This window comes from Rhodococcus sp. PvP016 (assembly GCF_017832185.1).
Taxonomy (GTDB): domain Bacteria; phylum Actinomycetota; class Actinomycetes; order Mycobacteriales; family Mycobacteriaceae; genus Rhodococcoides.
Window position 1 is genome coordinate 443716 of sequence record NZ_JAFIBH010000001.1, and the last position, 13897, is coordinate 457612.

Annotated in this window: 20 protein-coding genes; 10 read left to right on the forward strand and 10 right to left on the reverse strand. The window is 70.0% G+C overall.

Features of this window, described 5'->3' with window-relative positions:
• Positions 1 to 30: 30 nt before the first annotated feature.
• On the reverse strand, positions 31 to 954 hold the full coding sequence (locus JOE30_RS01935; RefSeq protein ID WP_204869165.1) for a LysR family transcriptional regulator: 924 nt from the start codon (positions 952 to 954) through the stop codon (positions 31 to 33).
• A 50-nt stretch (positions 955 to 1004) separates the two neighbouring features.
• On the opposite strand from JOE30_RS01935, the gene JOE30_RS01940 reads away from it, so the two are divergent.
• A complete protein-coding gene (locus JOE30_RS01940; protein WP_307806027.1) occupies positions 1005 to 1415 on the forward strand; it encodes a DUF5997 family protein in 411 nt (136 codons plus the stop codon).
• Between the two features lie 25 nt (positions 1416 to 1440).
• Here JOE30_RS01940 and JOE30_RS01945 read toward each other — a convergent pair whose 3' ends face one another.
• Positions 1441 to 1770 carry a hypothetical protein gene (locus JOE30_RS01945; RefSeq protein WP_204869166.1) on the reverse strand — a complete coding sequence of 110 codons (330 nt, stop codon included), beginning with the start codon at positions 1768 to 1770 and terminating at the stop codon, positions 1441 to 1443.
• A 205-nt stretch (positions 1771 to 1975) separates the two neighbouring features.
• Between JOE30_RS01945 and JOE30_RS01950 the strand changes: the two genes are divergently transcribed.
• Entirely contained in the window at positions 1976 to 2356 is a 381-nt protein-coding gene (locus tag JOE30_RS01950; RefSeq protein ID WP_204869167.1) for a DUF1304 domain-containing protein, read from the forward strand.
• Between the two features lie 10 nt (positions 2357 to 2366).
• Here the strand turns inward: JOE30_RS01950 and JOE30_RS01955 are convergent, their stop codons facing one another.
• From JOE30_RS01955 to JOE30_RS01980, 6 genes are read right to left on the reverse strand one after another with little or no spacing between them, the layout of a single operon-like run.
• Complete coding sequence (locus JOE30_RS01955) at positions 2367 to 2918, reverse strand: hypothetical protein (protein ID WP_204869168.1); 552 nt, start codon at positions 2916 to 2918, stop codon at positions 2367 to 2369.
• Positions 2915 to 3757 carry an Asp23/Gls24 family envelope stress response protein gene (locus tag JOE30_RS01960; protein ID WP_204869169.1) on the reverse strand — a complete coding sequence of 281 codons (843 nt, stop codon included), beginning with the start codon at positions 3755 to 3757 and terminating at the stop codon, positions 2915 to 2917. The genes JOE30_RS01955 and JOE30_RS01960 overlap by 4 nt, the downstream gene beginning before the upstream one ends.
• Entirely contained in the window at positions 3750 to 3929 is a 180-nt protein-coding gene (locus tag JOE30_RS01965) for a DUF2273 domain-containing protein (protein WP_204869170.1), read from the reverse strand. The genes JOE30_RS01960 and JOE30_RS01965 overlap by 8 nt, the downstream gene beginning before the upstream one ends.
• A 23-nt stretch (positions 3930 to 3952) precedes the next feature.
• A complete protein-coding gene (locus JOE30_RS01970; protein ID WP_204869171.1) occupies positions 3953 to 4273 on the reverse strand; it encodes a hypothetical protein in 321 nt (106 codons plus the stop codon).
• Positions 4270 to 4656 carry a hypothetical protein gene (locus JOE30_RS01975; protein ID WP_239532460.1) on the reverse strand — a complete coding sequence of 129 codons (387 nt, stop codon included), beginning with the start codon at positions 4654 to 4656 and terminating at the stop codon, positions 4270 to 4272. Before JOE30_RS01975 ends, JOE30_RS01970 begins: the two co-directional genes overlap by 4 nt.
• The gene (locus tag JOE30_RS01980; RefSeq protein ID WP_204869172.1) at positions 4653 to 5138 is read right to left on the reverse strand and encodes an Asp23/Gls24 family envelope stress response protein; all 486 of its coding nucleotides are present in this window, start codon (positions 5136 to 5138) and stop codon (positions 4653 to 4655) included. The genes JOE30_RS01975 and JOE30_RS01980 overlap by 4 nt, the downstream gene beginning before the upstream one ends.
• 122 nt (positions 5139 to 5260) lie before the next feature.
• Between JOE30_RS01980 and JOE30_RS01985 the strand changes: the two genes are divergently transcribed.
• From JOE30_RS01985 to JOE30_RS02015, 7 genes are all read left to right on the forward strand, one after another.
• Complete coding sequence (locus JOE30_RS01985; RefSeq protein WP_307806028.1) at positions 5261 to 5800, forward strand: RNA polymerase sigma factor; 540 nt, start codon at positions 5261 to 5263, stop codon at positions 5798 to 5800.
• Entirely contained in the window at positions 5791 to 6243 is a 453-nt protein-coding gene (locus JOE30_RS01990; protein WP_204869173.1) for a hypothetical protein, read from the forward strand. The genes JOE30_RS01985 and JOE30_RS01990 overlap by 10 nt, the downstream gene beginning before the upstream one ends.
• A 42-nt stretch (positions 6244 to 6285) precedes the next feature.
• Positions 6286 to 6753, forward strand: coding sequence for an SRPBCC family protein (locus tag JOE30_RS01995; RefSeq protein ID WP_204869174.1), 468 nt, complete (start codon positions 6286 to 6288; stop codon positions 6751 to 6753).
• On the forward strand, positions 6753 to 7967 hold the full coding sequence (locus tag JOE30_RS02000) for a sorbosone dehydrogenase family protein (RefSeq protein WP_204869175.1): 1215 nt from the start codon (positions 6753 to 6755) through the stop codon (positions 7965 to 7967). The genes JOE30_RS01995 and JOE30_RS02000 overlap by 1 nt, the downstream gene beginning before the upstream one ends.
• 141 nt (positions 7968 to 8108) lie before the next feature.
• Positions 8109 to 8381 carry a GlsB/YeaQ/YmgE family stress response membrane protein gene (locus JOE30_RS02005; protein ID WP_056073977.1) on the forward strand — a complete coding sequence of 91 codons (273 nt, stop codon included), beginning with the start codon at positions 8109 to 8111 and terminating at the stop codon, positions 8379 to 8381.
• A 109-nt stretch (positions 8382 to 8490) separates the two neighbouring features.
• The gene (locus tag JOE30_RS02010; protein WP_204869176.1) at positions 8491 to 9204 is read left to right on the forward strand and encodes a phosphatidylserine decarboxylase; all 714 of its coding nucleotides are present in this window, start codon (positions 8491 to 8493) and stop codon (positions 9202 to 9204) included.
• Between the two features lie 83 nt (positions 9205 to 9287).
• Positions 9288 to 10142 (forward strand): phosphatidylcholine/phosphatidylserine synthase, encoded by an 855-nt coding sequence (locus tag JOE30_RS02015; RefSeq protein ID WP_239533254.1) that lies wholly within the window; start codon positions 9288 to 9290, stop codon positions 10140 to 10142.
• Here JOE30_RS02015 and JOE30_RS02020 read toward each other — a convergent pair.
• A complete protein-coding gene (locus JOE30_RS02020; protein ID WP_204869178.1) occupies positions 10139 to 10849 on the reverse strand; it encodes a type 1 glutamine amidotransferase in 711 nt (236 codons plus the stop codon). The two genes, JOE30_RS02015 and JOE30_RS02020, sit on opposite strands and share 4 nt — an antisense overlap.
• A gap of 74 nt (positions 10850 to 10923) precedes the next feature.
• Here JOE30_RS02020 and JOE30_RS02025 point away from each other — a divergent pair, with 74 nt between their 5' ends.
• Positions 10924 to 13116 carry an AAA family ATPase gene (locus tag JOE30_RS02025; protein ID WP_204869179.1) on the forward strand — a complete coding sequence of 731 codons (2193 nt, stop codon included), beginning with the start codon at positions 10924 to 10926 and terminating at the stop codon, positions 13114 to 13116.
• 1 nt (position 13117) lies between these two features.
• Here the strand turns inward: JOE30_RS02025 and JOE30_RS02030 are convergent, their stop codons facing one another.
• Entirely contained in the window at positions 13118 to 13867 is a 750-nt protein-coding gene (locus JOE30_RS02030; RefSeq protein WP_204869180.1) for an isocitrate lyase/phosphoenolpyruvate mutase family protein, read from the reverse strand.
• Positions 13868 to 13897: the final 30 nt, after the last annotated feature.

A 13897-nucleotide genomic window follows, 5' to 3' on the forward strand; every position in this document is an offset into this window, starting at 1 on the left:
CTTTCCACTCGTCACGACGGCGACAGTATGTCAGCGTCGTCGGCGGGGCGCCTGACTTCGCTTGGCGGCCGGTCGCGGAGCAGCTGCCTTCTTCTTCCTCGGCGGTGTCCCGCGTTCGGACTCGGTACGCGAACTGTGCGCGGCCCGTCCGCGCACCACCCCCAGGAACTCCTGCGGCAGGTCGAGTGTTCCCTCCTCGGGTGCGGCGACCGATGTGGGCCAGGCCAGGAAGATCCGGGTGGGGTCCGCATCGGTGACGGGCCGGTACAGCAGGTCCTTGCGACTGTGCAGACGAGCCAACGAGTGCGGCACGAGCACCGGGCCGACACCTGCGGCCACCATCTCGAGCGTCGTCGGCAGCGTCGCCTCGGACCGGTCGGTGCCGTCCTGCAGCGACTCGCCCTCGAGATCGCCGAGCGTGACGGCGTCGTAGGCCGCGGCCGGATGGTCCTTGGGCACCACCACGACGGCGACCTCGGAGTACAGCGGCACGCAGTGCAGCCCCTCACGCTCGGCGGGCTCCCGCACGAAGCACATGTCGACCACACCCGTCCGCAGCGCGACGAGCTGGTCCGACTCCTCGACGACGACCGTCTGCAGGTCGGTGCCGGGATGGCGATCCGCCCAGATACGGGTCCATTTCGTGACCGTCACTCCCGGAACGAAACCGACCCGCAGCGTCGGCCGAGCGGGCGCGGCCGCGGCCTCCTCGGCGCGGCGGCGATCGTCCTCGGCCACGACGTCGCGTGCCCGGTCCAGCAGGGCCCGTCCGGCATCCGTGAGTTCGGTCGGCCCGTCGCCCGGAACGAACAGCGGTTCGCCGACCTCGTCCTGGAGCTCCCTGACCGCAGCACTCAGGCGGAGCCGGGAGATGTTCAGTGCCTTCGCCGCCCGCCCGAACGCGAGCGTCTCGGCGACCTCGATGTACCAGCGCAGGAGGGTCGCATCGTTCACCGGGACAGCGTAGTCCTCGGCACACCCCGTGCGGGCGCTACGCTGGCGCGGTGAGCCAGGACCTGAACGCCCAGACGATGAAGCCCCTGACGGCTGCTGCCAAGCTCGGGATCTTCCTCCCGGCGGCGCCGGAGGAGTTCCGCTCCCAGCCCATCACGCGAGGCGACCTCGAGGCTCTGCGCCAGAACCCGCCGCAGTGGTTGAGCGATCTGTGGACGGCGGGGCCGTTCCCCCGCGACGTCGTCGCTCGCAAACTCGGCGTCACCAACACCGCACTGGCGCGCAACGACGTGTCCGACTCGATGACGCAGGCCGAGATCGACGCGCTGTCCGCCGAGGAACCGGACTGGCTGAAGGCCGAACGCGAGAACTACGCGGAGGTGCAGCGCGAGGCGATTCGCGTGAAGGAGAAGGAAGAAGCGCGCCGGGCGCAGACGAACAGGCCCCCGAAGAACCGCTGACGGACGCGCGGCCCGGCGAGTCGGGTCAGCCGACGAAGCGCTGCGCGACCACGTCGACCTGCGGAGCCTGGTGCGCCGAGCGGCGCCGCCCGACCTCGTCGATGCCGCCCATGAGCGCGGCCACCAGACCTGCGGGGTCGGTGTTCCACTGACACTCGATGGCCTCGATCTCACCCGGCAGGAACAGGCCGGTGAACCGCAGATCGGACACCCACTGCCCGATGTCGCCGTGCGAGATGGTGGTCAGGACGTCCTGGTCCACGCCGATCTCGAACTCGTCGCAGAAGACCGCGCGGATCATCTCGGTGTGGCCGGTGTTGACCGCATGTGAGCGGTGCGCCAGAAGGTCGTGCATGTGGTTCTCCCCGACACGAGGGGCGTCGACACGACGCCGAATCTGTGTGTAACGAAACGGGATCGTGTAGCGATACACCTTCTCGTCCGTGGGCCGAAGCGTACGCGCCGGAAGAGAGTCCCGGGGCTCCTGTGACAACTTCGTGAGAAAACACAACAGGTGCTGATCGCGTGCCGGGTGGCAGGTGCAGTACATACTGACCGGCATGACCGCCGTCGCTGCTGTTCTGGCCGCTCTCGCCGCCGCGCTCCACGTGTACATCTTCGTTCTGGAGTCCCTGGTGTTCCGCACCAAGGGCCGTCACGTCTTCGGCGTGCGAGAGGACTCCCACGTCGACGTCGTCGAGCGGTGGGCCTTCAACCAGGGTTTCTACAACCTGTTCCTCGCGGTGGGTGCCGCGGTCGGCGCGGTGAACCTGGTGGCAGGGAATCACACCGTCGGCGCCGTCCTGGTCTTCGTGTCCGCGGGATCGATGGTCGGCGCCGGCAGCGTTCTGCTCGGCACCGACCGTCGGATGATGAAGGGCGCGCTCGTGCAGATCGTCCCGGCAGGACTGGCCGTCGTGGCCACCGCACTCGCGCTCTGAGCCGCGAGGATCAGGCCGAGAGCAACACCCGGACGCCGACGGCGCCGTCGCCGACGACCGACGCGACCGCGCTGCGCACGCCCGTCAACTTCTCCGCCACGGTGCGCAGCGATGCGGACTCCTCGGCACGCACCACCACGGTGATCACCGGGACACGTCCACCGTCGGACCGTTCGTGACGCAGACGCGCACGCGCCGACTTCACGCCGTCGACCTCGCGGGCGGTGTCGGCCGCCTTGTGCGCGACCGATCGCAGATCGACGGTCACGCGACCGTCGGGATCGCCGGTGATCGGCAGCGACAGAGTGCGCCCCGCCGAGGACGGCAGCCTGCGCACCAGCGAGAACAGCACGAGCAGGGCGATCAGCACCCCTGCGCCGAGGAGAGCCCACGGCCACCACTGCTGGTTCTGCGCGTCGGTCACCACCGAGGCGTCGACCTCGGTGAGTTCGAACGGGAGTCGATCGCGCTGCCACAGTGCGGCGCCACCGCCGACGGCCACGAGCGCGAGTCCGACGATCAGGACACCGAGGCGGTCGAAGAACACCGTGGTCCGCTTCATTTCTCGCCTCCTGCGACAGTCGGGGTGGCCGTGGTCTCGGGTGCGGCGGCGGCCGTGGGTTCCGGCTCGGTCACCTTGGCCAGGTCAGCCTTGTGCACCCACACGTCCTCCGCGATCCCACTGGACCGGTACCGACGTGCGCGCCACTTGAGCGAGGCCAGGACGACCAGAACTCCGACGACCGCGACGGCGATGCCCGCGGGGAACATCCAGGACAGCGGGGTGAGTCCGTCGATCCAGTCGAGTGCACTCGCCGTCCACTCCCGGCCGCTGATGACGGAGAAACCGACCAGCGCGTCGCGGATCAGCACGCCCGCCCCGGCGAGGAGCAGCAGCGACACCACGATCGCGATCGGGGTCGCGGCCGGAGCCGCGAGCGGACGGGTGGTCGGTGCCGGGGCCGCGCCCGCCGCCGGCGCGGCGGACGAGGACACGGAACCGAAATCGCCGACGTGCACGTCCACCGAATCCGTGCGCAGGCCCGAGTCGGTCATACCGCGTGCGATGTCGCGGCGGAGATCGTCGGCGACCGATGCCGCCGAGCGCGGCCACGCCACGGTCACGTCGACGGCGGCGCGTACCCGGTCGTCCTGCTTCGTCACCTTCACACGGGACGGCTTGCGGCCGAAGCTGCCGCCGGAGGTGACGACACCGTCGGTGCGCCCGAGGGAGGCGTCGGCGATGGATTCGACTGCGCGATCGAGCACCGTGAGCGACCCACGCTGCGCGGGGTCGACCGCCCCGGGGTCGGGCCTGTCGGATGGGTCGGGCCGATCGGACGGGTCCTTCGAGACGGTGCCCGCTGCGTCCGCCGTGTCGCTCGGGGCGGTGTCAGCCACGGCCGCGACCTCGCAGGAGTGCCTCGGGGTCGAAGTTTCCGTCGCGGTACGCGCCGACGGCGAACCCGATCGCACCCAGGACGAGAGCGACGAGGAATCCGGTGAATCCGCCGGCTGCGGCAGCGATTGCCAGAAGAAGGCCGGCGAGAAGGCCGATGGTCGAGGAAGTCATGGTGCTCCGATCGTGGAGAGCGGTCAGTTCGCCCGGGAGGGGGAACCTGGGTCCGTGTGTCTGGGTGGCCGGTCGGCCGAGCTCGTGGGCAGGTCGACGTAGGTGCGCCGGGTGGGCAGCAGTCGACGGACCCGGGACAGTCGGCGAACGGCGAGCCGTCGTCGGGAGACGCCGACGACCACCTGCGTCGCGACGGCCCCGCGGGAAAATTTCGCGTCGATGTCGCGCAGCGCGCGGATGAGCGACTCGGCGTCGCCCCCGGCGTCGGGGTGGTGCGCTCTCGCCGCCGCACGCCGGGCCTCGCGGTAGGCGGGGTCGGCGTGCGGCGGAGGAGGCTGGGTCACGGGCGGAGAGTACCCCCGGGAGCCGAGGTCGACCCCGGCTCGGAGGACCCTGTCGGTTCCGGTCCGGCAGACCCTGTGGCGGCGCCACCGTCCGACGGCGACGCCACGTCCTCGACCACGACGTGCACCGGGGTATCGACCACCGCACGGACGGCGCGGCGGACCGCGTCGGCCGTCTCGCGTACGACGGCGTCCGGAGTCACGGCGATGTGGATCTCGGTCCCGTCGTCACGGATCGCGACGCCGGCGACGCGCCTACCGGGAAGGTAGGTGCCGATCTCGCCGAACATCCCGCCGTGCAACGAGGCGACTCCGTCCACCGCGACGACCGCGTCCGCGACGAGATCGGCGCGATCGCTGCCCGACGGTGCCGCGGGGCTCATCGAACGCGTGCGGGTGCTGCGTCGTCGCGCTCGTCTTCTTCTTCGAAGAGGAAGACGTCGTGCACGGTGATGTTGACCTCGGTGACCTGCAGGCCGGTCATCCGCTCGACCGCGTCGATGACGTTGCGACGGATGCCCGCGGCAAGATCCGCGATGGACACGCCGTAGTCGGCCACGATGTCGATGTCGACGGCTGCCTGGCTCTCGCCGACCTCCACGGACACGCCCTGTGAGTGGTTGACCCGGGCACCGGGGATGCGCTCACGCAGTGCGCCGATGGCGCGGGTCGCGCCGCCGCCCACGTCGTGCACGCCCTGGACCTCACGGGTGGCGATGCCGGCGATCTTGGACACGACCACGTCCGCGATGGTGGTGCGGCCGTCGGACGCGACCAGCGCACCGGTGGAGTCGGTCTTCTTGTCCAGCGCACCGTTCGAGCCGGTGGCGGTGGCGGACGTGGTGGATCCCTGTGCTGTCGTCATCTACGTCATCCTTTCGGGTTCGTTGTGTCGGGAGTAGGTCGAGGCCGACCGAGGAAAACGTATGCGAGTGTGATGTATGCCACACCACTGACGTTTCACACCCGCTGGTTCGAATCTGCTCCGTGGACAGCGATGCGGCTCTCGTCGACGCTGCGGTCATCGGTGACCGCGGCGCGTTCGAGGAGATCGTCCGCACGCACGGCCCCGCGATGTTTCGCTATGCCCGCAACATGCTGCGGGACGACGGCGTCGCGGAAGAGGTCGTCCAAGACGCCTTCGTCGCGGCCTGGAAGAGCCTGGGCAACTACCGGTCCGACTCGGCGCTGCGCACATGGCTTTTCGGCATCACCGCACACAAGGCCATCGACGCCACGCGGCGCCGCATCCCCCGCCCGCACGAGGAGTGGCTGTTCGACGACGCCGTGAGCGACGTGTCGGACGATCCTGAGGTGCGGGCGACGGAATCCGGATTCCTCGCCGAACTACGCGTGGCCCTCGGGTCACTGCCACAGATGCAGCGCTCGTGCTGGTTGCTCCGCGAGGTCGAGGGAATGACTCATGTCGAGATCGGGGAGATCCTGTCCATGTCGCCGTCCGCGGTGCGCGGTCAGGTCACCCGCGCACGAAGCACTCTGAGCGAGAGGATGGCGTCATGGCGTTAGACACGGCGGACGAGCCGGACGATCCCGTGCTCAGCCGCGCCGCACAGGAACTGCGCGACGAGGAGGTGCCGTCCTGGGTCGAGGCCAGCACGGCGATCCTCACCGCACTCCGCGCGACGGCTCGGCGGACACGCGCGCTGGACGCGTCGCACCCGGGCTTCGTCGACGGCGACTCGCTGCGTGTGGGCGATCACCTGGTTCTCCTGTCGATTGCCCGCGCCCTCTCGGAACTGCCCTGCGCGGTCAAGGGCATCGATCTCGAGGTCGACGGCCGCCGATGCACGGGAGTGTCCCTCGACATCGCCGTGACCTACGGCCAGGACATGGCCGCGCTGGCGGTGACCCTGACCGGGAGGACGGCCGACGCGGTGAACACCACGCTCGGCACCACTCTGACGGCAGAGGACGTCGCGGTGCACGTCGTGGACGTCCTACTACCCTGACGCCGACACATCCAGCCTTTTTGCACACACCGGGAGAACTCCATGGCCACACCCCTGTCCGTCAGCGTCGACATCGATGCACCGCCGAGCGCGGTCTGGTCCGTGGTGTCCGACCTGAAGCGCATGGGTGAGTGGAGCCCCCAGTGCGCGGTGATGAAGGTGTTCGGTCCGCTGCGCGTGGGCACCCGCACTCTCAACGTCAATCGGCGCGGACCTCTCGTGTGGCCCACGACGTCGCGGGTGGTGCAGCTCGAGCCCGAGCGTCTGCTCGCGTTCCGCATCACTGAGAACCACACGGTGTGGTCCTACTTCCTGGAGCCGACCGAGACGGGCACGCGCGTGACCGAGCGACGCGAGGCACCCGGCGGCACCACCAAGGTCTCCGACACCGCGGTGCGACTGGTGTTGGGCGGCACACGCAACTTCGAGGCCGAGCTCGAGCGGGGCATGGCGTCCACCCTGGCGAGGATCAAGGACGCGGCCGAGAGTTCTGCTCGTACCGTGAAGTGATGACCCCTCGCGCCCGCACGACCCGCGCCCTCGCCGGCCTCGCCCTGTCCGCCGCTCTGGCGACGACGGCGTGTTCGACCACGACCGAGTCCGACGCCTCCCCCGCGGCCGGCACCCCCGAATCGCCGACAGCGCAGGCAGCGACACCGGCGCCGATGTCCGCGGACGCCGCGGGCGCCGTTCCGAACGTCGTCGTCTCCTCACTGGCCACCGGGCTCGATCACCCGTGGGACGTGGTCCGGGCGCCGGACGGCACCGTGATCTTCGACGAGCGCCCCGGCCGCTTCACGGCGATCCGGCCCGGCGGTGAGCCGACTCCGATCGACGCCGACCTCGGCGATCTGTTCGTCGGTTCCGAGACCGGCCTGATGGGCCTCGCGCTGTCCCCGACGTTCGAGACGGATCGGACCCTGTACTCGTGCCAGGGGATCCGCGGCGACGATCCCACCATCGGCGTGGTCGCGTGGACCGTGGCCGACGACTACTCGAGTCTCACGCGTGAGCGCACCGTCATCTCCGGGTTCCCGGTCACCTCGGGACGCCATGGCGGGTGCCGCGTTCTCGCGAACGCCGACGGCACCCTGTTCATCGGCACCGGCGACTCGGCTCAGGGCACCGTTCCGCAGGACCCGACGTCGCTCGGCGGCAAGGTTCTCCGGGTCGACGCCGCCACGGGTGCGCCCGCCGCAGGCAATCCCGACCCGGCGAGTCCCGTCTTCACGCTCGGCCACCGCAACGTTCAGGGACTGGCCGCTCGGCCCGGCACCGACCAGATCTTCTCCGTCGAACAGGGCACGTCGCGGGACGACGAGGTGAACCTCCTCGCGGCGGGCGGCAACTACGGGTACCGCCCGGACCGCGGCGGCGGCTACGACGAGTCCGTCGCGATGACCGATCCGGAGCGCGTACCCGGCGCCCGGAACGCGGTGTGGAGTTCGGGCCCGAGCACCATCGCCACCGCGTCGGCCAGCTTCCTCGACGGTGATGCCTGGGGCGCGTGGAACGGCATGCTCGCCGTCGGCGTGCAGAAGGGTCAGGAGGTCCTGCTCCTCGACCTCTCCGACGACGGCACCACGGTGGACGCGCAGTCGACGATTCCCGCCCTCAGCGAGTACGGCCGCATCCGCACGGTGTCGGCACAACCGGACGGAACGCTGCTCGTGACGACCGACAACGGCGACACTGACCAGATTCTGCTGGTCACGCCGCAGTAGGCCCGCCGTCACGGAGTCGAGGCCGGATCGTGATGTGCCGTCGATCGGCTTAACGTTTGCTGAGTATCGGGTCCGGGTACAGAAGGTCAGTAGTCATGCCCGGTCCACGGGCAGCAAAGCTGATCTGAAAGAGGTTCCATCATGTTGGGTCTGGGCATCATCGGTTGGATCATCATCGGCGGACTCGCCGGATGGATCGGCAGCAAGATCATGAAGACGGATGCGCAGCAGGGCATCATCCTCAACATCGTCGTCGGCATCATCGGCGGCCTGCTGGGTGGATTCCTGCTCCGTGCGTTCGGTGTCGACGTCCAGGGCGGCGGCATCATCTTCAGCTTCGTCACGTGCCTCGTCGGCGCGATCATCCTGCTGTTCATCGTCAAGGCAGTCACGGGACGCGGTTCGCGCGTCTGACGCAGACCCCGCCTCTCGGGGCCCCTCACGTAATCTGTGAGGGGCCCCGAGTCGTGTCCGCACACCCCTCGGGCCGTGACCGTCCGCCCGATCGACGTAAGAGGAGCCCGTGGCCCGCAGACCTGTCCCCCCTGGTACGCCTGAACCGACCGGAGCAGGACACATCGTGGACCTGGTGCGTCGCAGCATTCCGCCGCTGCACCCCGCCGGTACCCCGTTCGTCGCGGTGCCGCTGGCGCTCGCCGGACTGGGTCGCCGCCACCGCGTCGTGCGCACCGCCTCGTTGCTCACCGCCGGGGCCATGGCGGGCTTCTTCCGTCACCCTCCGCGCGTCCCACCGAATCGGGCCGGAGTGGTCGTCGCTCCCGCCGACGGTGAGGTCGCACTGGTGGACCACGCGGTGCCGCCCGCCGAGCTGAACCTCGGCAGCACTCCGCTGCCGCGGGTCAGCATCTTCCTGTCCGTGCTCGACGTCCACGTCCAGCGTGTCCCGGTGTCCGGCACGGTCGAGGCCGTGGTGCACAAGGCCGGACAGTTCCTGTCGGCCGACCTCGCCGACGCCAGCGAGGTCAACGAGCGCACCAGCATGCATCTGCGCACACCGTCGGGTCACGATCTAGCGGTCGTCCAGATCGCCGGACTGCTCGCGCGCCGCATCGTCAACACCACGTCGGTGGGCGACTCGCTCACCATCGGCGACACCTACGGACTGATCCGCTTCGGTTCGCGCGTCGACACCTACTTCCCGGAGGGGTCGCGGACGGCGGTGATCGTCGGGCAGCGCGCCATCGGAGCCGAGACGGTTCTGGCCGAGCTTCCGTGAGCGCGGCACGCGGGCAGGCCGACGAGTCCACCGGCCGCCAGGGCGCGGTCCGCCTGTTGCCCAGTGCCGTCACGGTGCTGGCGATGTGCGCAGGACTGTCGGCGGTGAAGTTCGCGCTCGACGGTCGACTCGGGTTGTCGCTGGCCATGATCGGCGCAGCCGCAGTCTTCGATGCCCTCGACGGTCGCATCGCACGCATGCTCGACGCGACCAGCCGGATGGGCGCCGAGCTCGATTCGCTCGCCGACGCCATCTCCTTCGGCGTCGCGCCGGCCCTGGTGCTGTACGTGACGCTGCTCGAAGGCAGCAGCGGCGGGTGGGTCATCGCCCTGATCTACGCGGTGAGCATCGTGCTGCGCCTCGCCCGGTTCAACACGCTTCTCGACGACGACTCCCGGCCCGCGTTCGCCGGCGAGTACTTCGTGGGTGTCCCCGCTCCGGCGGGAGCCCTGGTCACACTCCTGCCGCTCGCCGCGGAAGAGCAGTGGGGCAACGGCTGGTGGTCCTCGTACTACGTCGTCGCCACCTGGGTGGTGCTGTCCGCCCTGCTCATCGTCAGCCGTATCCCGACGATGGCGTTCAAGACCGTCTCGGTTCCGCCGAGGATGGCGACGTTGCTGTTGATCCTCGTCGGCCTGGCGGGCGCGGCACTGATCACGTTCCCGTTCGTGCTGCTCATGGTTCTGATCGTGCTGTACCTGCTCCACATCCCGTTCGCGGTGCGGTCGCAGCGTTGGGTGGCCGCACGTCCCGAGACATGGGAGGCCAAGCCCGCCGAGCGACGGGCCGTACGACGAGCGATGCGCAAGGACCGCCCGGCACGCACCGGTATCGCCCGGCGGCGTCGTCCCACCCGCGCCACGGCGAGTTCGGCTCGGCTCCGACTCCGGTCGCCGAGCGCCCGAGCAGCCGACGTCCCGCCGCGCGACGAGATCTAGCGGGACACTCCCGCACGAGCGAGGACCGCGTCGATCAATCGGGAGCAGGCCTCGATGGAGGTCTGCTCCCGTCGCGCGACCTCGGCGCGGATCGCGGGGACGTCCACGCTCGACTCCACCTCCGCCCGTACTCCCCGTGCGTCCCACCCCTCGATCCACGACTCGAACACGTCGACCGTGATCTCGGGGTGGAACTGCAGGCCGATGTGCGGTCCCGAGACGAAGGCCTGCAGTGCGGCTGCCGTGGTCGCGAGCGGCTCGGCGCCCGGGGGGAGTGTGAACGTGTCGTCGTGGAACTGCATCCAGGGGCCCTGCGGAATCAGCTCGTCGCACTCCGTCCGCACGGTCACGAATCCGTGCTCCGACTCGGCCGCACGGGTGACGGTCCCGCCGAGCACCCGCGCGAGCAGCTGACCACCGAAACACACACCGAGGACCGGAACGCGCTGCGCGACAGCATCACCGAGCCAGGCGATCTCCTCCGCCAGCCACGGGAGCGCATCATCGTAGGCGGCATCGGGTGAGCCCATCAGCACGATCAGGTCGAACGACGAGGCAGCGGGCCGGTCCGCATCACGGCTGTCACCCTCGAACGAGAAGGTCGTCGTCTCGAACCCGCTTGTCCGGAGAGCCGGGCCGATCGAGCCGACGTTCCGGACGCCGAGGGCGTGGTCACGTTCGTGGAAGACGAGGGCGGCACGGGTCATGCGCGCAGCATAAACGGGCCGGCCGCACCCGCTGGAGCGAGAGCCCGGGCCGACCGGCTCGATAGGCTCGAGGAGTGAGCACCCCCGATCTCGCCCTGACCGTTCGCCTCACCACCTCCGCCGCCGATGCCCGCCGCGGCGTCGTCCGCGTGCACGCGGAGGTGCTCACCGCGTTGGGACTGCGCGAGTGGGACGCCGTCGAGTTGATCGGCGCGAGGCGTACCGCCACCGTGGTGGCAAAGGCACCGTCCGGAACGCCCACGGGGACCGTGCTGCTCGACGACGTGACGATGTCGAACGCGGGGCTGACGGAGAACGCGTCGGTGGTCGTCGCGCCCGTCTCGGTGCAGGCGGCACGCACCGTCCTGGTGCACGGATCCGCGACCACCACAGCGCTCGACGACACGACGCTGCGCCGCGCGCTGCTGGGGAAGGTGGTCGTCGCGGGTGACGCCGTGTCGCTCCTGCCCCGCGACCTGGGGCCGGGCACCTCCACCGCGTCGGTCTCGCAGACGCTCTCGCGCACGGTCGGTGTCGCGTGGACCACCGAACTGCTCACTGTCACGTCGACCGACCCGGCCGGCATCGTCAGCATCCAGCCCACGACGGCCGTGACGCGCGGCGCCGCCGCCCGCGGCCAGTCGAACGACCGCGCGACACCCGAACCCGTCGAAGCTCCGCCCCAGCCCGCGATTCCGGTGGACGACCTGGTCGGCGTACGCGATCAGGCGGCGAAACTGACGGAGTGGCTCGAACTCTCGCTCGATCGGCCCGAGCTGCTCCGCACTCTCGGCGCGTCGGCCCAGCTCGGTGTCCTGGTCACCGGGCCGGGCGGCGTGGGCAAGTCCACCTTCGTCCGCGCCGTCGCCGCCGGTCGCAGGCTGGTGGAGATCGACGGTCCGTCGGTCGGGTCGCTCGCCCCCGAGGACCGGTTGGCCGCGGTGGTCGCCGCGGCCGATCGACTGACCGACAGTCCCACCGGTGCAGTGCTTCTCGTCGGCAACGTGGATGCGCTGCTCCCCCTGTCCGCCGACGGGCGGGGCTCCGCGGCGGATCCGGTGTCGACTCTCGTCCTCGATCGCCTGCGACAGGTGGTGCAGACACCAGGAACCGTCCTGATCTGCACGACGTCGCGGCCGGACGCGGCCGATCCGCGTCTGCGTGCGCCGGATCTGTGCGATCGTGAGCTCACACTCCCGCTTCCGGGGTCGGTCGAGCGCGCCGCGTTGCTCGAGGCATTGCTGCGTGATGTTCCGACCCGAAAGATCGCCCCTGCCGAGATCGCCCTGCGTACACCCGGATTCGTCGTCGCGGACCTCGCAGCCCTCTGCCGGGAGGCAGCCGTCCGGGCCGCGGTGCGTGCCCACCGGGACTCGACCGAACCCGTACTCACGCAGGACGATCTCGTCGCGGCGCTGTCGGTGATCCGGCCGCTCTCCCGGTCGGGCACCGAGGAACTCGCGGTCGGCAGCCTGACCCTCGACGACGTCGGCGACATGGTGGAGACGAAGCGGGCCTTGACGGAAGCGGTGTTGTGGCCGCTGCGCCATCCCGATTCCTTCGCGCGGCTCGGTGTCGAGCCGCCGCGGGGCGTGTTGCTCTACGGCCCGCCGGGGTGCGGAAAGACGTTCGTCGTCCGGGCCCTCGCCAGCTCGGGGCAACTCAGCGTGCACGCCGTCAAGGGCGCGGAGCTGATGGACAAGTGGGTCGGCTCGTCGGAGAAGGCCGTTCGCGAACTGTTCCGGCGCGCACGGGACTCGGCACCGTCGCTCATCTTCCTCGACGAGGTCGACGCCCTGGCGCCGCGCCGCGGGCAGAGCAGCGATTCCGGCGTCGGCGATCGCGTCGTGGCCGCGTTGCTCACCGAGATGGACGGTGTCGAGCCGCTGCAGGACGTCGTGATCCTGGGTGCGACCAACCGGCCCGAGCTCATCGACCCGGCACTGCTGAGGCCGGGACGACTGGAGAAGTTGGTGTTCGTACCGCCGCCCGACGCCGAGGCGCGTCGCGCGATCCTCGCGACGGCCGGAGCGTCGGTGCCGCTCGCGGACGACGTCGATCTCGACTCTCTGGCCGAGGATCTCGACGGGTACTCCGCCGCGGACTGTGCGGCACTACTGCGCGAGGCGGCTCTCGCCGCGATGCGCCGCGACGTCGACACCGCCGTGGTGACAGCGAACGACGTCGCGACTGCGCGCGACGCCGTCCGGCCGTCACTCGATCCCGTCCAGGTGGCCGCTCTCGAGGCCTACAGCACGAGGACCTAGCTCACGCCCAGTCGGCGAGCACCTCGTTCGCACGCTCGGCGAGCACCATCTGGAAGATCGGGCCGAAGCTGACACGGCCGACACCCAGCTGTGCGAGCGCGGACTTCGAGTTGTTCACCGGGTGGCCGATGGCGTTGACCGGCAGCGGGAGCTCCGCGGTGAGTCGCTTCTGGTCGTCGCCCGAGTGGAAGCCGACCGGGTAGAGCACGTCGGCACCGGCAGCGGCAGCCAGCTTCAGGCGGGCGATGGCGCGATCCACGCGATCGTTCTCGTCACCGATCTGCTTGACGAAGAGGTCGGTACGGGCATTGATCACCACGTGGACGTCGGTGGCATCCGAGGCTGCGCGCAGTGCACCCACGAAGTCGGCGTGCTCCTGCGCCTCACGCAGACGGCCACCCTCGCTGTGCACGGTGTCCTCGATGTTCAGGCCGACGGCGCCCGCGTCGATCAGGCCCTCGATGAGACGCTTCGGGTCCTCGCCGTAGCCCGACTCGATGTCGACGGAGATCGGCACGTCGACCGCGGCGGTGATCTGGCGGATGCGAGTGAGCAGCTCGTCGAACGTGATGCCCTCGTTGTCCGGCTTGCCGATCGAGTCGGACACGGGATGCGAGCCGACGGTCAGGGCAGTGAAACCCGCGCTCACCGCGAGGTTCGCGGACCAGGCGTCCCACACGGTCGGTAGGATCACCGGGTTTCCGGGGACGTGCAGTTCGAGGAGGGTCGTGGCCTTCGTTGCGAGAGTCATGCTCGGGGCAACCGAGGGGGGCCGCTGTCG